The 17,737-nt window shown below is 74.1% G+C and carries 16 protein-coding genes; 7 read left to right on the top strand and 9 right to left on the bottom strand.

Annotated elements, in window-relative coordinates; translation table 11 throughout:
- Window positions 1-834, bottom strand: coding sequence for a phosphonate ABC transporter ATP-binding protein (locus AC2D80_RS09635; protein WP_484632799.1), 834 nt, complete (start codon window positions 832-834; stop codon window positions 1-3).
- A gap of 7 nt (window positions 835-841) precedes the next feature.
- Window positions 842-1,708: a putative selenate ABC transporter substrate-binding protein gene (locus tag AC2D80_RS09630; protein WP_484632798.1), complete on the bottom strand. Its 867-nt coding sequence runs from the start codon at window positions 1,706-1,708 to the stop codon at window positions 842-844.
- A gap of 108 nt (window positions 1,709-1,816) precedes the next feature.
- On the opposite strand from AC2D80_RS09630, the gene egtD reads away from it, so the two are divergent.
- Complete coding sequence (egtD, locus tag AC2D80_RS09625) at window positions 1,817-2,809, top strand: L-histidine N(alpha)-methyltransferase (protein ID WP_484632797.1); 993 nt, start codon at window positions 1,817-1,819, stop codon at window positions 2,807-2,809.
- 14 nt (window positions 2,810-2,823) lie between these two features.
- Here the strand turns inward: egtD and senA are convergent, their stop codons facing one another.
- A complete protein-coding gene (gene senA / locus AC2D80_RS09620; protein WP_484632796.1) occupies window positions 2,824-4,029 on the bottom strand; it encodes a selenoneine synthase SenA in 1,206 nt (401 codons plus the stop codon).
- Between senA and senB the strand changes: the two genes are divergently transcribed.
- The 4 genes from senB to AC2D80_RS09600 all read left to right on the top strand — a co-directional run bounded on the left by senB (window position 4,028) and on the right by AC2D80_RS09600 (window position 8,091).
- Window positions 4,028-5,023 (top strand): selenoneine biosynthesis selenosugar synthase SenB, encoded by a 996-nt coding sequence (gene senB / locus AC2D80_RS09615; RefSeq protein ID WP_484632795.1) that lies wholly within the window; start codon window positions 4,028-4,030, stop codon window positions 5,021-5,023. The two genes, senA and senB, sit on opposite strands and share 2 nt — an antisense overlap.
- Before the next feature lie 16 nt (window positions 5,024-5,039).
- A complete protein-coding gene (gene selD, locus AC2D80_RS09610; RefSeq protein ID WP_484632794.1) occupies window positions 5,040-6,110 on the top strand; it encodes a selenide, water dikinase SelD in 1,071 nt (356 codons plus the stop codon).
- Between the two features lie 73 nt (window positions 6,111-6,183).
- A complete protein-coding gene (locus tag AC2D80_RS09605; protein WP_484632793.1) occupies window positions 6,184-7,350 on the top strand; it encodes an ATP-binding protein in 1,167 nt (388 codons plus the stop codon).
- Window positions 7,351-7,371: 21 nt separating this feature from the next.
- A complete protein-coding gene (locus AC2D80_RS09600; RefSeq protein WP_484632792.1) occupies window positions 7,372-8,091 on the top strand; it encodes a haloacid dehalogenase type II in 720 nt (239 codons plus the stop codon).
- Window positions 8,092-8,101: 10 nt separating this feature from the next.
- On the opposite strand, the gene AC2D80_RS09595 is transcribed toward AC2D80_RS09600, so the two are convergent.
- From AC2D80_RS09595 to AC2D80_RS09585, 3 genes are read right to left on the bottom strand one after another with little or no spacing between them, the layout of a single operon-like run.
- The gene (locus AC2D80_RS09595; RefSeq protein ID WP_484632791.1) at window positions 8,102-9,319 is read right to left on the bottom strand and encodes an FAD-dependent oxidoreductase; all 1,218 of its coding nucleotides are present in this window, start codon (window positions 9,317-9,319) and stop codon (window positions 8,102-8,104) included.
- Between the two features lie 11 nt (window positions 9,320-9,330).
- Window positions 9,331-10,149, bottom strand: coding sequence for a DUF3047 domain-containing protein (locus AC2D80_RS09590; RefSeq protein ID WP_484632790.1), 819 nt, complete (start codon window positions 10,147-10,149; stop codon window positions 9,331-9,333).
- The gene (locus tag AC2D80_RS09585) at window positions 10,146-12,347 is read right to left on the bottom strand and encodes an FAD-dependent oxidoreductase (RefSeq protein ID WP_484632789.1); all 2,202 of its coding nucleotides are present in this window, start codon (window positions 12,345-12,347) and stop codon (window positions 10,146-10,148) included. The genes AC2D80_RS09590 and AC2D80_RS09585 overlap by 4 nt, the downstream gene beginning before the upstream one ends.
- A 100-nt stretch (window positions 12,348-12,447) precedes the next feature.
- On the opposite strand from AC2D80_RS09585, the gene AC2D80_RS09580 reads away from it, so the two are divergent.
- Together AC2D80_RS09580 and AC2D80_RS09575 are read left to right on the top strand one after the other, a co-directional pair.
- On the top strand, window positions 12,448-13,521 hold the full coding sequence (locus tag AC2D80_RS09580; protein ID WP_484632788.1) for a phosphotransferase family protein: 1,074 nt from the start codon (window positions 12,448-12,450) through the stop codon (window positions 13,519-13,521).
- Window positions 13,509-14,852 carry a TIGR04283 family arsenosugar biosynthesis glycosyltransferase gene (locus AC2D80_RS09575; RefSeq protein WP_484632787.1) on the top strand — a complete coding sequence of 448 codons (1,344 nt, stop codon included), beginning with the start codon at window positions 13,509-13,511 and terminating at the stop codon, window positions 14,850-14,852. The genes AC2D80_RS09580 and AC2D80_RS09575 overlap by 13 nt, the downstream gene beginning before the upstream one ends.
- A gap of 7 nt (window positions 14,853-14,859) precedes the next feature.
- Here the strand turns inward: AC2D80_RS09575 and AC2D80_RS09570 are convergent, their stop codons facing one another.
- The 3 genes from AC2D80_RS09570 to AC2D80_RS09560 are packed head-to-tail and all read right to left on the bottom strand — an operon-like array spanning window position 14,860 to window position 17,730.
- Window positions 14,860-15,465: a CDP-alcohol phosphatidyltransferase family protein gene (locus tag AC2D80_RS09570; protein WP_484632786.1), complete on the bottom strand. Its 606-nt coding sequence runs from the start codon at window positions 15,463-15,465 to the stop codon at window positions 14,860-14,862.
- A complete protein-coding gene (locus tag AC2D80_RS09565; RefSeq protein ID WP_484632785.1) occupies window positions 15,458-16,108 on the bottom strand; it encodes an ATP-binding cassette domain-containing protein in 651 nt (216 codons plus the stop codon). The genes AC2D80_RS09570 and AC2D80_RS09565 overlap by 8 nt, the downstream gene beginning before the upstream one ends.
- Window positions 16,105-17,730 (bottom strand): ABC transporter permease family protein, encoded by a 1,626-nt coding sequence (locus AC2D80_RS09560; RefSeq protein WP_484632784.1) that lies wholly within the window; start codon window positions 17,728-17,730, stop codon window positions 16,105-16,107. The genes AC2D80_RS09565 and AC2D80_RS09560 overlap by 4 nt, the downstream gene beginning before the upstream one ends.
- Window positions 17,731-17,737 lie beyond the last annotated feature (7 nt).

Here is a 17,737-nt window from a genome sequence, read left to right as displayed (position 1 = left end):
TCAGCGGCAGTGCATCACCACCGGCGCCGGCCCCAGCGCGGGGGTGTCGGCCGGCGCGGCGGTTTCACCGCGCAGCTCGTGTTCAAAGCGCTCGTACAGGCGGGCCAGCCGTTCGCGCGTGACCTCGCCGGCTGGCAGGTCGAAGGCCACCGCGCCGTCGCGCAAACCGATCACCCGCGGGAAGCGCGCCAGCGCGACATCGACCTGGTGCAGCGTGGCCACCAGCGTCACCCCGCGTTCGCGCGCGCCGGCGGTCAGCGTGTCGATCGCCTGTGCGGCGCGCGCCGGGTCCAGCGCCGACAGCGGCTCGTCCACCAGCCACAGCCGCGCGGGCGCGAGCAGCGCGCGCGCCAGGCCCACGCGCTGGCGCTCGCCGCCCGAAAGGCGGTCCACCCGCTCGAACAGCTTGTCGCCCAGGTCGAAGCGGTCGAGGGCATCAAAGGCGCCCGGAATGTCGCTGGGGTAGAACAGCGAGCGCAGGCTGGCCCACAGACCCAGCGCGGGCAGGCGTGCCGCCAGCACGGCCGTGACCGCGCGCTGGCGCGGCGGCAAGGGCGGTACCTGCGGCGCGAGGAACAGCGTGCCGCGCAGGCGGCGCAGCGCGCCGCGGTCAAGCTGCCAGGGGTCGCGCCCGTCGAGCGTCAGGCGTCCGGCGGCGGGCCGCAGCGCGCAGGCCAGCACCTGCATCAGCGTCGTCTTGCCCGCGCCCGATGGCCCGATCACCGCCACCTGCTCGCCCGGGGCGATGCGGATGTCCAGCCCGCGCAGGGCGGGCGGGTGGTCAGGCCGCGCGGCCGGGTGGCGGGCGCTCAGGCCCTCCAGCGCGATCTGCACGGCGCGCTCAGAGGAGGCCGGCGCTGCGCGCGGCGGCTTCCAGCCCCTTGTAGTTTTCCGGGCGGGTCTCGATGTAGCGCGTGGCGCGGTTGAGCTTGAGGATCTCGGCGTGCGCCGGGTTGGCCGGGTTCAGGCCCAGCAGGGCGGCCTTCACGCGGTCGCGCAACGCGGCGGGCATGTCGGCGTGCACCGACCAGTTGTAGTTGAAGTAGCCGGGCGTGGTGAAGAACACGTCGACCGCCTTGGTGTCGACCCGGTTCTCGCTGACGAACTTGCGCCAGACGGTGATGTCCAGCGCCGCGGCGTCGACCTTGCCGCTCACCACCGAGGCGATGGTGGCGTCGTGGGCGCCGCTGTAGGCGATGCGCGCAAAGTCCTTCTCGGGGTTGATGTTGGCCTGCAGCAGGAAGCTGCGCGGCATCAGGTGGCCGGAGGTGCTGCTCTGTGAACCGAAGGACACCTGCTTGCCCTTCATGTCGGCCAGGCCCTTGATGCCCGAGTCGGTCTTGGCGATGAACACCGACTGGAACTTCGTGTCTTCCTCGCGCTGGGCGATGGGGATGATCTTGCCGCCCGAACGCAGGTTGGCCTGCACGTGGGTGAAGCCGCCGAACCAGACCAGGTCGACCTTCTTGTTGACCAGCGCTTCCACGGCGGCCGGGTAGTCGTTCACCGGCGTGAACTCGACCTTCATGCCGAGCTGCTGTTCCAGGTAGGTGGCCAGCGGTGTGAATTTGCGGATCTGCTCGGTGGCGGCTTCCTCGGGGATGGTGGTCACGCGCAACACGGTCTGGGCGTGCACGAGGCCCACGGCGCACAGGGCCGAGGCCACCAGCAGGCGGCGACCAAGGCGCGCCAGGCGATCAAGCGACATAAGATGTTCTCCAGGACGAAGGGCTGGGGGAGCGCCGATTAGAACCCGGAAGCGGGGCGGCTGCCCGGCCCGGGTTTCTTCCCGACCTTCTCGCACGCCGCCCCTTGCATGACCCCATCGCCCCACCTGATTCATGGCCACCGCCTCGACGCGCAGGCTGTGCGCGCCGAATTGCGGGACGGCCTGTCGCAGCGACCCGCCCGGATCGCGCCGAAGTTCCTGTACGACGCACTCGGCTCGCGGCTGTTTGACGCGATCTGCGAGCTCGACGAGTACTACCCCACGCGCACCGAAGCGGCGATCGTGGCCGCCTGCCGCGATGACCTGGCCCGCCGGGTGCCGCGCGGTGCGGCGTGGTTTGACCTGGGCGCCGGCAACGGCGCGAAAGCCGAGCGCCTGTTTGACCTCCTGCGCCCCCGCGCCTACGTCGCGCTCGACTTCTCGTCCGATTACCTTGGTGACGCGTTGCGCGCGATGGCGCAGCGCCATCCCAGCCTGCCGCTGCTGGGCCTGGGCATCGACTTCGCGGCCCGGCTGGACTTGCCCGACGCCGCCGAGACCTGGCTGGCCGGGGTCGGCGGCGGCTCGGTGCCGCGCGTGGTGTTGTACCCCGGGTCCAGCATCGGCAACTTTGCGCCGGCCGAGGCGCTGGCCCTGCTGACCCAGGCCCACGCGCTCTGCCGTGCCGGCGGGCCTGGCGGCGGATTGCTGATCGGGGTGGACCGCGTGAAGGCGCGTGATGTGCTGGAGCCGGCCTACGACGATCCCCTGGGCGTGACCGCCGCCTTCAACCGCAACCTGCTGCGCCACGTCAACCGGTGGCTGGGGTCCGATTTCCGGCCCGGCGCCTGGCGGCACGTCGCCTTCTACAACGAAGCCGACTCGCGCATCGAAATGCACCTGCAGGCCGACGGTGTCCAGTGTGTGTCGCACGCGGCCGGCACGTGGCGGTTTGAGGACGGCGAGCGCATCCACACCGAAAACTCCTGGAAATGGGCACCAGCCGACTTCACCCGCCTGCTCCAGGCGGCTGGTTTCGGTGAGCCGGTCCACTGGACCGACGCGCGCGGCTGGTTCAGCGTGTTCTGGGCGCCGGCCTGAGCCACGGTGATCGATCAGCGGGCGACGCTGCGGAAGCCCACCAGCGGGTCGTTGCGGTGCGCCGGGTAGTAGTTGCGGTAACGGGGGTGGCGCAGGATCGGGTCGGTCGCCCAGGACGCGCCTTTGAGCACCGGGCGGCCGTCGAACCAGGGGGCGGAGTAGTCGCGGTAGGGGTGGGGCTCAAAGCCCTCGAAGGGCGCGAATGGTGTGGCGGTCCATTCCCACACGCGGCCCCAGGCGAAGCCCGGCGCTGTCATGGCCGCGATCTCCCATTCCGCCTCGGTCGGCAGACGCCGACCCGCCCAGTCGCACCAGGCCCGGGCCTCGTGCCAGCTCACGTGGCACACCGGCGCATCGGGCTCCACCGCGCGCCAGCGGGCGCCCTGACGCACCGCCCAGCCGCTGCCGGTGTGGCGCACGTCACGCGGCAGCGGCACGGCCCCGGCTTCCACCGCAGGCAGGTAGCGCGACCAGTCGACCGGGCTCGCGTCGATGTCGAACGGCTCCACCACCACGACCGCGCGTCCGCACTCGTTGTCAAACGCGAACCCCCCGGTTGGCCAGCCCAGCACCCACGCCTCCCCCGCCACGCGCACCGAACCCGCCGGGGCGCCGGCCGGCCCCGGTGCGCTCTCGCGCAGGTTGATGCCCAGGGTTTGCGCCATGTAGACCAGGGCCTCGGCGTGCATGGCCTCGTGAAAAAGCGCGAGTCGGTGGAAATACAGCGCGTTGTCGAGATGGATCTCGCTCAGGTCGTCGGGCATGCCTCGCAGCGCGGCCTGGGTGTCCTGAAGGCTGGCAGCGAGGTCGTCGCGCAGCGCGGACAGCGGGGGCAGCGGCAGCCCCCAGCGGTCGTCGTGGCGCACGCGGCTGCTGTCGTACAGCGCGTCCGCGTCCTCGCCCCGGGCGGCCTGCCGGGCCGGGCGTCGCGGCGTGTCGGGGGGCGCGTGCCGCCCCCGCAGGCGATCGGTAAACCGGGCAATCCACCAGTCGGCAAACCAGCCGATGTGCCCAAACTCCCAATGGGGCGGGTTCAGGCTGTCGGCCTGAGGCACTGGCATCGCGGGCCCCAGGTTGTCGACGTAGTCGTCCAGCAGCGCCAGCGTGCGGGCGCGGGCCGCAGCGAGGAGGCCGGCGAGCTCGTCCGCCCCCGCGCGGCGGGCCCTTTCCGCCTCCACCCAGCAAGGCGCGTCGCCGGGTTCCACAATCGAGCCTGACATGACCACCCCTCCCAAACCCGTGCTGTGCATCGTGACGCCTGCCCTGGCCGACGCGAACAACGGCAACTGGCAGACCGCACGCCGCTGGGCGCGGCTGCTCGGCGGCCATTATCGGGTGGTGCTGACGCGCCAGTGGCCCGACCCGGCGGTACCGGACACCGCGGCCGCGCTCGTGGCGCTGCACGCCCGGCGTTCTGCCGCCTCGATCGCCGCCTGGGCTGCGTCGCGGCCGAATGCCCCGCTCGTGGTGGCCCTCACCGGCACCGACCTGTACCGGGACATCGCCGTCGACGCATCGGCCCGCCACTCCCTGGCCCTGGCCCACCGGCTCATCGTGCTGCAGGAACGCGCGCCGCAGGCCGTGCCTGCCGCGTGGCGAGCGCGGTGTCGGGTCGTGTTCCAGTCCGGTCCGACCCGACGTCCGCTCGTCAAGCCCGATCGCGTGCTCACGGCCGTGATGGTCGGGCACCTGCGGGATGAAAAGTGGCCTCAGACCTTGTGGGAGGCGGCGCGCCAGCTGGCGCCGACCGAGGGAATCCGCCTGGTCCACATCGGCGCCGCGCTCGATGCCGGGCTGGGTGAGGCGGCTCGCGCCACCGCGGCCGACTGCCCGCACTACCGATGGCTCGGCGGCGTGCCCCACGAGGCCGTGTTGCGCCGGATCCAGCGCGCGCATCTGCTGGTGCACACCAGTCGCCTGGAGGGCGGCGCCCACGCGATCCTGGAGGCGGTGCGCTGCGGCACGCCGGTGCTCGCGTCCCACATCGACGGCAACATCGGGATGCTCGGCGACGGCTACGCGGGCTATTTCCCCGCCGGCGACGCGGCCGCGCTGGTCGACCGTCTGCGCGCCTGCCGCGCCGGCCTGGGGCAACCCGGCGGGCCCCTGGACGCGCTCGCCGCACAATGCGCCCAGCGAGCCGCGCTCTTCGATCCGGCCGCCGAGCGCGCCGCGCTGCTCGGCGTCTTGCGCGAGCTCGGCCCCACCCACTGAACCGGAAAGCCCTTCCATGAACGCACCCCAGACGTCCCCGACCGAACCCCGCCTGACCAGCCTCTCTCACGGCGGTGGCTGCGGCTGCAAGATCGCCCCCGGCGTGCTCAGCGAAATCCTCAAGGGCACGGCCCAGATGCCGCTGCCGCCCGAGCTGCTGGTGGGCATCGAGACCGCCGACGACGCGGCCGTGTACCGCCTCAACGACGAGCAGGCCCTGATCGCCACCACCGACTTCTTCATGCCCATCGTGGACGATCCGCACGACTTCGGGCGCATCGCCGCCACCAACGCGATCAGCGACGTCTACGCCATGGGCGGCACGCCGATCCTGGCCCTGGCGCTGGTCGGCATGCCGATCAACGTGTTGTCCACCGCCACCATCGGCCGCATCCTGCAGGGCGGGCGCGACGTGTGCGCCGCCGCCGGCATTCCGATCGCGGGCGGCCACACCATCGACTCGGTCGAACCCATTTACGGCCTCGTGGCGCTGGGGCTGGTCCATCCCGACCGCGTGAAGCGCAACGCCGACGCCCGCGCCGGCGACCGGCTGGTGCTGGGCAAGCCGCTGGGTGTGGGCGTCTTGTCGGCCGCGCTGAAAAAGGAGCGCCTGGATGCCGGCGGTTACGCGCAGATGATCGCCACGACCACCCAGCTCAACACGCCGGGCCCCGACCTCGCGCGGCTGGCCGGCGTGCACGCGCTCACCGACGTGACCGGCTTCGGCCTGGCTGGCCACGCGCTGGAGATCGCGCGCGGTGCCGGTCTCGCGGTCCGTCTGTCGATGGACGCGATCCCGCTGATCGAGGGCGTGCGCGCCCTGGCCGGCGCGGGCCTCGTCACCGGCGCCTCCGGCCGCAACTGGGCCGCCTACGGCGCCGAGATCCGGCTGGGCGCCGGCCGCGATGCGGTCGACCAGGCCCTGCTGTCCGACCCCCAGACCAGCGGCGGCCTGCTCGTTTCCTGCGCGCCCGAAGCCGTGGGCGCCGTGCTCGACACCTTCCGCCGCCACGGATTTGCCCACGCGGCCGAAATCGGCGAGGTGATGGCGCCGACGGCAGACGGTGTGCGCTTGCGGGTGGATTGATCCCTCGCATTGCCCTGTTTCTGCAAATTGAAAAACAATTCTTGAATTTGCAGAAGCGGTGCATACTGTCCGCATGCAGCCGCGCCACATACAGCCCCTGTTTGATCGCCTGCTGTCGCAGTACCCGGTGGTCACCCTGACCGGTCCTCGGCAAAGCGGGAAGACCACCCTCGCCCGGGCGACCCGCGCTGATCTGCCGTACGTCACGCTCGAAGACCCGGACACACGACGGTTCGCGCTCGAGGACCCGCGGGGCTTCCTGGCCGGATACCCGGCCGGAGCGATATTCGATGAGGTGCAGCGGGCTCCCGAGATCACGGCTTACCTGCAGTCCGTGGTCGATGCGGACCCAACGCCAGGCCGTTTCATCCTCACGGGCAGCCAGCAGTTCGAGCTGATGCATGGCGTATCGCAGTCGCTGGCCGGGCGCACCGCTGTCCTGAGATTGCTGCCATTCACCGCGGCGGAGGTGGCGAGTTGGCGGCCGGAGATGATGGGTCACGATCTGGGTGCCTGGCTGTTGACCGGCTTCATGCCCCGGATCCACGACCGCCGGCTGGATCCGTCCCAGGCCTTGGGCGACTATTTCGCGACCTACGTCGAGCGCGACCTGCGGCAGCTCGCCGCCGTGCATGACCTGCAGCGCTTCGACCGTTTTGTCCGTCTGTGCGCCGGCCGCGTTGGCCAGCTCCTCAACCTGAGCAGCCTCGCCAACGACTGCGGCATCACCCAACCCACTGCCCGGGCGTGGATCGACCTGCTGCAGACCAGTTTTCTCGTGCACTTGCTGCCACCCTGGTTCGTGAACAGTGGCAAGCGCCTGATCAAGAGCCCCAAGCTTTACTTCTGCGATGTTGGCCTGGCCTGCTGGTTGCTGGGCCTGCGCGAGCCCGCCCAGGTGCGGCGCGACCCCCTGTGGGGCGCGCTGTTCGAGAATTTCATCGTGGTCGAGGCGCTCAAGGACCGTTTCAACCGGGGCGAATCGGCGCCGCTGCATTTCTACCGCGATGCCGGTGGCCACGAGGTGGATCTGTTGCTCGACGTGGGCGGGCGGCAGCACGCCATCGAGATCAAGGCTGGCGCCACCGTGAACCCGGACTTTTTCCTCGGCCTGCGCCAGTTCGCCAAGGACCACCCGGCCCACCTCAGCGGTGGCGCGGTCATCCATGGGGGAGATGCCGATCAGGCCCGCTCCGACTGGCCTGTCTGGTCGTGGCGCCGTCTGTTGCACCGTCCCTGATCTGCTGGCTGATTGACCACCATGAGTTCCGCCCATCCCACCTCCCCAACCGACCTGTCCCTCCTCGTCTTCGACATCTTCGGCACCGTGGTTGACTGGCACGGCAGCATCGCGCGGGAGGTGGCGGCGCGTCACCCGGGGGTGGACGCCGACGCCTTCGCGCTGGCCTGGCGCGCGGGCTACCAGCCGGCGATGCAGCGCGTGCGCAGTGGCGAGCTCGGCTGGACGCGCATCGACGAGCTGCACCGCCTGATCCTCGATGACATCCTGCCGCGCTTCGGGCTGGATCACCTGGACGACGCCGCGCGGCGCGAGCTCAACCGCGTGTGGCATCGGCTGGATGCCTGGCCCGACAGCGTGGCGGGGCTGACCCGGCTGAAGTCGCGCTTCACCATCGCCTCGCTGTCCAACGGCAACGTCGGCCTGCTCACCAACATGGCCAAGCGCGCCGGTCTGCCGTGGGACTGTGTGCTGTCGGCCGAGGTGTTTCGCGCCTACAAGCCCGATCCCGCCACCTACCTGGGTGCCGCGGCGGTGTTTGACCTGCCGCCGCAGCGCGTGATGCTGGTGGCGGCGCACCAGGACGACCTCGCCGCGGCGCGCGCCTGTGGGCTGCGCACGGCTTACATCGAGCGGCCGCTGGAGTTCGGCGCGGCGCGGCCCAAGGACGTGTCGCCCGACCCGGCCAACACCTTCCACGCGCGCGACCTGAACGACCTCGCCGCGCAGCTCGGCTGCTGACCGCGCGGGCTCAGGCTTTTGGTCCGGGTAACTGGCTGGGGTTGGGGCTGGGGTTGGGGCTGTGGCTCGGGCCGGCGTTCGGCGGGTCGGCCAGCGTGTGACGCGCCACGAAGCCGCGGTCGATGCGGTCCTTCCACCACCAGGCCCAGGCCCCCGCGGCGCTCCAGCGGCCGTGGCTGGCGATCGCGTGGCCTGCGCCGCAGGACAGCAGGTTGAGGGTGTGCCGGGGCGGGTGGTGCTCGCGCAGCGGCCGCCCGTCGTGGGCGGCAAGCAGGTTGTGGGCCAGCGCCGGTCCCGCCCGCACGGCATACACCCCGCTGCGCGGGTGCGGCCGGTCCGTGCGGTCGGCCACGTCGCCGGCGGCGAACACGGCCGGGTGGCTGGTGCTTTGCTGGCAGGCGTTGACTGCCACGTGCCCGTGCTCGCCGAGCGCCAGACCGCTGTCGGCCAGCCACGCCGGCGCTTGTGTGCCCAGGGCCAGCAGCGGCGCGTCGCAGGCCAGCGTGGCGCCGTTGCCCAGGCGCACGCCGCCGGCCTCGATGCCCACGCAGGCCTCGCGCAGCACCGTGATGCCCAGCCGCTCCAGCCCGCGCCGCACTCGCGCCTGCACGCCCGGCGGGTAGCTGGCGGCGACCTCGCCGCCGCCGGTGATGAGCGTGCAGCGCGAGCCGGCCACGCCGTCGCGCGCCAGCCGCTGCGCCGCCGCCGTCACCAGCTCGATGCCGGCCGCGCCCGCCCCGATCACTGCCAGCGAGATCGGCCGCGCCTGGGCCAGCGCCACCACCTGCGGCCACAGCCGCACAAAGCCTTCGATCGGCCGCACGGCGAGCGCGTGGGTGCTTGCGCCGGGGAGGTGGGCGTCGAGCCAGGTCCGCTCGACCACGCCACCCGTGTCCAGCGACAGCAGGTCCCAGGCGAGGCTTTGCCGCGCGCCGCCGGGTGCGGCGACCTCCACTGTGCGTCCGGCCGCGTCGACGGCGACGGCGCGCCCGGGCAGCCAGCGCACGTGGGCGGCGCGGGCGAGCGGCTCCAGCGGGATCTGGCAGGCCTCCACCGGGTAGCGCCCGGCAATCACGCCCGGCACCATGCCGCTGTAGACCTGGAACGGGTAGGGCGACACCAGCGTGACCGCGAGGTCGGCGGGGTGGCGCTCGCGCAGGGCCTGCAACACCGCCAGGTGCGCGTGCCCTGCGCCCAGCAGCACAAGGTGGCGGCGTCCGGTCGGCATGGACCGCGATGTTACGGGGCCGTCGGGGCCCAGCGGATCTGGGCGATCCAGCCGCTGGCGCGCGCGCCGGTGTTGTCGCCATCGCCACCCACCAGCACCTGCGTGATGCGCGGCAGCGGCGCGTCGGCCGGCAGCTCGTCGGCGAACAGGCGGCGCAGGTCCTGGGCCACGTCGCGCGATTCGTCCACCCAGCGCGCCAGCGGCGCCTCGCGCCCGCGCAGGCTGATGAAGCGCACCCGGCGCGTGTACGGGTTCGCCGCGCTCAGCTCGGCGGGGTAGGTGCTGTCCCACAGGTAGCAGACCGTGGCCGCCGGCAGGGGCTCGCCGCTGACGCGCCGCGCCACGCGCAGCACCTGGCGCTCCACGAAGGGCACGCGGTCCAGCGCGTGGTCGAACAGCACGCACACCTTCAGCGCCGCATCGTCGCCGCGCCGCTCCAGGATGTCGGCCGGCGTCTGCCCGCCCGCCAGCGGCTCGTCCAGGCGCCAGCGCCACTGCAGCCGCTGGGCGGCGGTGGCGTCGACCGCGTGGACCAGGTTGCCGTAGGAGCCGGCGACCCGCACCCGCACGCCCGCCACGCCGTCGGCCGTACCCGGCTCAAAGGCGGTGGCCGGCGCCTTGGGCGGGTCACCCGGCAGGGCGACCAGTCGCCAGCCCGGATCGAGCGCCTCGCCCGCCCGCAGCGCGGGCAGGGGCGCGGGCGCGGCGGGCGCCGGCGGGTCGGCCGCTGGGGCGGGGCCGGCCGCGAGCAGCGCCAGCGCGGCCGCGGGCAGCAGCGCTCGGCGCCGGGGGGCACCGGGTGGACGCGGCAAGCCGGGCAGAGCGGTCATGCGACGTCGGACCCGGCGGCGCGGGCCGGGTTCCCGTCCCCGCCGCGGCGCCACGTGTGAAAACGCGCCACCCAGGCCAGCAGCCGCTGCGGCGCGTGCGCCCGCTTCCACTCGCCGGCGGCGTACTTGTTGGCCTCCGCCATCGTGGGGTAGGGGTGGACGGTGCCGAGCACCCGGTTCAGACCGAGGCCGTGTTTCATGGCCAGCGTGTATTCCGCCAGCAGCTCGCCGGCGTGGGCGCCGACGATGGTCACGCCGAGGATGCGGTCCTTGCCCGGCGCGGTGAGCACCTTCACAAACCCATGCGCCTCACCGTCGGCGATGGCGCGGTCGAGGTCGTCGATGCCGTAGCGCGTGACCTCCACCGCCACGCCCCGCTCGCGCGCCTGCTCCTCGGTGAGGCCCACGGAGGCCACCTCCGGCTCGGTGAAGGTCACGCGCGGCATCACCCGGTCGTCCACCTTGAACGACTTGATGTCGCCGAACAGCGCGTTGACCGCCGCGTACCAGGCCTGGTGGGCGGCGGCGTGGGTCAGCTGGTGCGGCCCGGCCACGTCGCCGGCCGCGTAGATGTGGGGAAACACCGTCTGCAGGTAGTCGTTGGTGAGCACCACCCGGTCGGTCGGGATGCCCAGCGCCTCGAGCCCATAGCCGCTGAGCCGGGCGCGGCGCCCGACCGCCACGATCAGCTCGTCGGCTTCCAGCCGCTGCTCGACGCCATCGCGCGCCACCACCAGCACGCGCCCGTCGCCCACCGCCTCGGCCCGCTGCGCGGCCCAGCCGGTCATCACGGTCACGCCGTCGGCCGCGAGGCTCTGCGCCACCAGCGCCGCGGCGTCAGCGTCTTCGCGCGCCAGCAGGCGCGGCGCCTGCTCCACCACCGTCACGGCCACGCCCAGCCGCGCCAGCGCCTGCGCCAGCTCGCAGCCGATCGGGCCGCCACCGAGCACCACCACGCGCCGGGGCGCCTCGGCGCGCGCGGCCAGCCGGTCCCACAGGGTGTCGCTGGTGAGGCAGACGCCGGCCAGCCCCGGCAGGTCGGGCACCACCGGGGCCGCGCCGGCGGCGATCACGATGCTGCGCGCCGTGAGCGTGCGCTGGCGGCCGTCGGCGTGGTCGATGCGCACCGTCCAGGGATTGACCAGCGTCGCGCGCCCGAGCGCCACGTCCACGCCGAGCGCGGTGTAGCGCTCCACGCTGTCGTGCGGTTCGATCGCGCGGATCACCTCACGCACCCGCGCCATCACCGCGGGCCAGCGCACGCCCGGTTCGGCGTCGGTCAGACCGAAGCGGCTGGCGTGGCGCATCTGGTGCGCCGCGCGCGCCACGCGGATCAGCGCCTTGCTCGGCACGCAGCCCGTGTTCAGGCAGTCGCCGCCCAGGCGGTGCTGTTCCACCAGCGTCACGCGCGCCTTCACCGCCGCCGCGATGTAGGCGGTCACCAGGCCACCGGCGCCGCCGCCGATGACGATCAGGTTGCGGTCGAACCGGCGCGGCCGCTGACCGGCCCACGGGCGGTACACCCGGCGGCGCTGCAGCAGCGCCATCACCCGCCGCGCCAGCAGCGGAAACACGCCCAGCAACACAAAGGCACCCAGCACGCCCGGGCTCAGCACATCGCGCAGCGAGGTGAGCTGCGCCAGCTGCGTGCCCGCGTTCACGTACACCAGGGTGCCGGCCAGCATGCCGAGCTGGCTCACCCAGTAGAAGGTCCAGGTGCGCATCGCCGTCAGCCCCATCGCGAGGTTGATCACAAAGAAGGGCACCACCGGGATCAGCCGCAGCGAGAACAGGTAGAAGGCGCCGTCGCGCGCCACGCCGGCGTCGATCGGCGCCAGCCGGTCGCCCAGGCGCTGACGCACCGCGTCGCGCAGCAGCGTGCGCGCCGTGAGGAAGGCCAGCGTCGCGCCCAGGCTGGAGGCGAAGGACACGATCAGCGTGCCCCAGCCCAGGCCGAACAGCGCGCCGCCGGCCAGGGTGATCACCGTGGCGCCCGGCAGCGACAGCGCCGTCGCGGCCACGTACACCACGAAGTACAGCGCGGCCACCTGCAGCGGCGCCTGCGCCTGCCAGGCCACCAGCCGCGCCTGGCTGTCGCGCAGCGCCTCCAGGCTCAGGAAGCGGGTCAGGTCCAGGGCCACCACGGCGGCCGCCACGGCCAGCAGGCCGATCACCAGTAAGCTTTGGCGCAGTTTCACGACAGGTCTTTCATCAGGCCCCGCGGCCCGTTGCGCGGTGGTCGGCCCGCGAGGCCTATTCTTACTGAGACCCCTTACCTCGCCCTTGAAGTCCCCGAAATTGCCTGCCGCCGCCGCCAACGACCCGGTCCCGGACGCCCTCTGCGCCGCCCTGGGCCGCGCCCTGCGCGCCGCCCGCCACCCGGGCGCCGACGCGCCGCTGCAGCCGCTGCCCGACACCGGCCTGGCCCACCGCCACGTGCGCCTGGCCGGCACCGGGCTGCTGGCGCGCCTGCCGCTCAACAGCCAGCTCGACCTGCCCGCGGCCGACAACCTGCGCCACCAGGCCGCGTGTTTCGACCGCGCCGCTCCCAGCGGCCACACGCCCCGGCTGCACGCGGTGCTGCCGCCCTCGGACCCCCTGCCGCGCGGCGGTCTGCTCGTGGAGGAGATCGTGGGTCGGCCGGCCCGCCTGCCCGGCGATCTCGACGCCATCGCGCAGGCGCTTGCCGCGCTGCACCGCCTGCCGCACCCCCCGCAGCCGGCGCCGCTGGCGGCGCCGGCCGACCCGCTCGCCGACCTCGCCGCGGAAATCGACCGCCAGGCGGTCCACCTCGACGCCGCCGGGCTCGACCCCGCCGCCCGCCGCGACATCGACGCCCTCAACGCCGCGTGGCGCCGCCGTCTGGCCGGGGCGGCGCGGCCGCCGGTGGCGCTGATCGCCTTTGACGCCCATCCCGGCAACTACGTGATCCGCCCGGACGGCCGCGCCGTGCTCGTGGACCTGGAGAAGTGCCGCTATGGCCCGCCCGGTCTGGACCTGGCCCACGCCACGCTGCTCACTTCCACCACCTGGGACCTCGCCAGCCGCGCCACACTCGACGCGGCAGCGGTGGCCGCCTTCTACGCGGCCTGGGCCCGCCACGCCGGCGCCGCGCCGGCGGCGGCCGCCCGTCCCTGGCACGCCGACCTGCGCCGCGCCATGGCCTTGTGGTCGCTCACCTGGTGTGCCAAATGGCGTGCCCTCAGCCCGCGCCCGCCGCGCGCCGACGGCGAGAACTGGTCGGCCGACGACCGGCCCGACGCGCTGGTCGCTCACGTGCGCGAGCGGGTCGACCATTACCTGAGCCCGACCGTGGTGAGGGCGATCGCCGCCGAGATCGAGGCGCTGGAGGCGCAGGCATGGACCGCCTGACGTCTCTGATCACCCCGATGGCGCCGCCCTCGCTGTCGATCGTCGTGCCCGTGCTCAACGAGGCCGCGTCGATCGGCCCGCGGCTGGCCGCGCTCGCCCCGCTGCGCGCGCGCGGCGCCGAACTCATCGTGGTCGATGGCGGCAGCACCGATGGCACGGCCACCCTCGCCGCCGTCCACGCCGACCGCGTGGTCCGTGCCCCGCGCGGCCGCGCCAGCCAGCTCAATGCCGGCGCCGCGCTCGCCCGCGCGCCACACCTGCTCTTTCTCCACGCCGACACGGCGCTGCCGCCGCAGGCCGACGCGCTCGTGGCGCGGGCGCTGGCGGGCGCGGTCTGGGGCCGCTTCGACGTGACCATCGCCGGCCGCCACCCGGCGTTGCCGCTGGTGGCCGCGTTGATGAACCGCCGCTCGCGCTGGAGCGGCATCGCCACCGGCGACCAGGCGATGTTCGTGCGCCGTCGCGCGTGGGAGGCGCTGGGCGGCTTCGCGCCGTTGCCGCTGATGGAGGACATCGACCTGAGCGCACGCCTGCTTGCGCGCCACGGCCCGCCGGTTTGCCTGCGCGAGCGGGTGACCACCGACGGCCGCCGCTGGGACGCGCAGGGCGCGTGGCACACCATAGCGCTGATGTGGCGCCTGCGCGCCGCCTGGGCGCTGGGCGCCGACGCCGCGTCGCTGGCCCGCCGCTACGGTTACCGCCCGCGCGCCGGCGCCGCGGTGGCGGTGATGGCGAAGGCACCCGTGCCGGGGCTGGCCAAGACGCGGCTGGCGCCCTTGCTGGGCGCGGCGGGGGCGGCCCGCGCCCAGCGCGCCCTGTTGCTGCACACGTTGCGCACCGCACGGGACGCCAGCCTCGGCCCGCTCACGCTGTGGACCGCGCCCGATGTCCGGCACCCCCTGTTCCGCGCGCTGAACCGGCGCTTCGGGGTGCCCCTGCGCCCGCAGCCCGAGGGCGACCTCGGCGCGCGGCTCGCGGCCGTGGCCCAGGCGCATTTCACGGGCCCCGCGGCCGGCCCGCTGCTGATCGTGGGCACCGACGCGCCCGCGCTGTCGGCCGCCGACCTGCAGGCCGCCGCCGACGCGCTGGCGTCGCACGATGCCGTGCTCACGCCGGCGGAGGACGGCGGCTACGTGCTGATCGGCCTGGCCCGGCCGGTGGCGGGCGTGTTCGACGGGATCGACTGGAGCACCGAGCGCGTGGCCGCGCAAACCCGTGACCGGCTGCGGGCGGCTGGTGCGCGCTGGGCCGAGCTGCCGGCGCGCTGGGATGTCGACACGCCGGCCGACTGGGTGCGCTACACCGGCTGGCTGCGCGCGCGGGCGGGCTGACGGCGGCTCAGTCGAGCAGTCGGGCGCCGGCCGCCAGCCGCAGGCCGGTGGTCAGCGCGCACAGGGCGGCGAAGCCGTAGGCCAGCGGCGCGAAGGCCGCGGGCCAGAGGCACATGGCGGCAAACACGAGCAGGGTTTCGCTGGCGCCGGTGAGTCCGCCGAGGTAGTACAGGCCTTTGTCGGGAAAGCGCGGGGCCTGCAGGCCGCGGCGCGCGGCCAGTGCGGCGAAGGCCAGGAAGCTGCTGGCCGTGCCGATGAACGCGGCGAGCAAGGTGGCCGCGGCCAGCGCGTGGCGCGCCGGGTCGGCCCAGGCGAAGGCCAGCGGCACGCTGGCGTAAAACAGGAAGTCCAGCGTGATGTCGAGGAAGGCGCCACGGTCGGTGGGGCCGCGCAGCCGCGCCACCGCGCCGTCGAGCCCGTCGCACAGGCGCGACAGCAGGATCAGCGCCAGCCCGGTGCCGTACCAGCGGCCGGCGATCGCCACCGCGCCCAGCGCCCCGATCAGGAAGCCCGCCACGCTCAGCGCGTCGGCGCCCACGCCCGCGCGCGCCAGCGGCCGGGCCAGCGCCGCCAGCGCGGGCTTGAGTGCGCCGTGCAGCGGGGCGTCAAGCATGGGCGGGTGCGTCGGGCGCCGACGGCAGCCGCAGGACGCGCGCCGGGTCGGCGATGTCGGCGGCGTCGTGCGTGACCAGCAGGGCGGGGATGCCGCGCTCGCGCACGTGGTCGAACACGAAGGCGCGGAACTGCGCGCGCAGTGCGGCGTCGAGCGCGGCGAAGGGCTCGTCGAGCAGCAGCGCGCGGGGCCGCGCGAGCAGGGCGCGCATCAGCGCGACGCGGGCGCGCTGGCCGCCGGAGAGCGTGGCCGGGTCGCGCTCGCCGCAGCCGGCCAGACCGGCCTCCGCGAGCGCGGCGTCCACCGCCGCGTGGCGCTCGGCGCGCGGACCGGGCGGCACGGCGAACAGCAGGTTCTCCGCCACGCTCAGGTGGGCGAAAAGCAGCGGGTCCTGGAACAGCAGGCCCACGCCGCGCCGCGCGGTAGGCAGGCTGGCGAGGTCGGTGCCGTCGAGCGTGAGCGTGCCGGTCCAGCGCAGGGGCGGCGCCAGCGTGCCGGCGACGACGGCCAGCAGCGAGCTTTTGCCGCAGCCGCTGGGACCCATGACGGTGAGGATTTCGCCCGGCGCCACCCGCAGCGTCACACCGCGCAGCATGGGCCGATCGCGCACGGACAGGCTCTGCAGGTCCAGTGCGAGCGTCATGGCGTCTCCGGCCGAAAGCGGCGTGGGCGGCCGAGCGCGGCGGCCAGCGCGAAGCCCAGCACCGGCAGTGCGAACTGCAACGCAGCGTAGGCGCTGGTGAGTGAGCGCTGACCGCCGGCGGCCAGGGTCACCGCCTCGGTCGTCACGCTGGACCAGCGGCCCGCGCCGAGGTAGAGCGTGGGCAGGTACTGCGCCACACTGACCGCAAAGCCCACCGCCGCGGCCGAGGCCAGCGCGCGGCGCAGCAGCGGCCATTTCACGCGCCACAGCAGCGTCCAGCGGCCGTGGCCGAGGCTGGCGCACAGCGCCGCGCAGCGCGGGTCGAAGCCCTGGTAGGCCGGGCTGAGGGTGAGCAGCACATACGGCAGCGCCATCAGCGTGTGCGCCAGCAGCAGACCGCCGGCCGTGCCTTCCAGGCGCAGGCGCAGGCCCAGCGCGTACAGCCCGACCACCCACAGCACCGCCGGCAACAGCAGCGGCAGGTAGATCAGCGGGCGCAGCGCCGCGTCCCAGCGCGGCGGAGCGCATTCCAGCCACGCCACGCTCCAGGCCAGCGCCAGCGCCGCGCTGCCCGCGGCCAGCCACAGCGTGGTCCCCACGGTGGCGCCCGACGCGCCGACCGCGCGCCACGCGTCCAGCGTCCAGGTCTGCGGCCACAGCGCCGGGAAGGCCCACACGCCGCTCACGCTCCCCACCGCCAGCGCCGCCAGCACCGCCGCGTACGCGCCCAGCAGCAGGGTGGCGCCGGGGCGCCAGCCCATCGTCGCCGGCCCGCGACGCCCGTCCACCGCGCGCCGCGGTCGCCGGGGCGCCAGCACCAGCGCCGCGCAGGCGCCCACCACCAGCGCGAGCGCCAGCCCGGCGGCCGCGCCCTGCGCCTGGATGGCGGGGTCGGCGTCCTGCAGCCACTGCCAGGCCAGCACCGCCAGCGTGGGCGGCGAGGCCGGACCGATCACCAGCGCCATGTCCACCACCGTCAGCCCGTACGCCAGCACCGCCAGCAGCGGCCAGCGCAGCCGCTGCGCCAGCGGCGGCCACACCACCCGCCAGAAGGCCCGCACCGGGTGGTAGCCGAGCGTGCAGGCCAGGGTGTGCTCGGCCTGCCAGCGCCTGGATGCGTCGTCGCGTTGCAGCTGCGTGGCGGCGCACCAGAGCAGAAAGGGAATTTCCTTGGCCACCAGCGCCGCGATCAGTCCCAGTCCCCAGGGGTCCTGCGTGGTGGGCCAGGGCGGTGGCGCGTCAAAGCCGGTGAGCCACGGCGACACAGTGCGCAGCAGCCAGCCGCTGGGCGCGAGGAGAAACACCAGGCCGATGGCCAAGGCGGCGTGAGGTGTGGCCAGCAGCGGCGGCAGCGCCCGCAGCAACCTGTCCAGGCGGCGCCGCACCACGGCCTGCGCCAGCAGGGCCGCGCACGCCCACCAGGCCAGCGCGGTCGACGCAAGGCCGGTGAACAAGGTCAGGCCCAGCGCGCGCAGCGCCCCGGGCTGCGCGGGCCAGGCCGCCCAGGCGGCGGCGTCCAGGGCCGCGCCCAGCGCCAGCGCGGCCGAGGCCAGCAGCGGCGCCGCCACCAGCGCCAGCAGCCCCAGCGCCAGCGCGCGCTCTCCCCGGCCGGTGTGAGTCATCGGGCCG

This window comes from Hydrogenophaga sp. T66, assembly GCF_057219855.1.
Note: the sequence above shows the minus strand (reverse complement) of the source record. Positions and strands in the feature narration are given on the sequence as shown.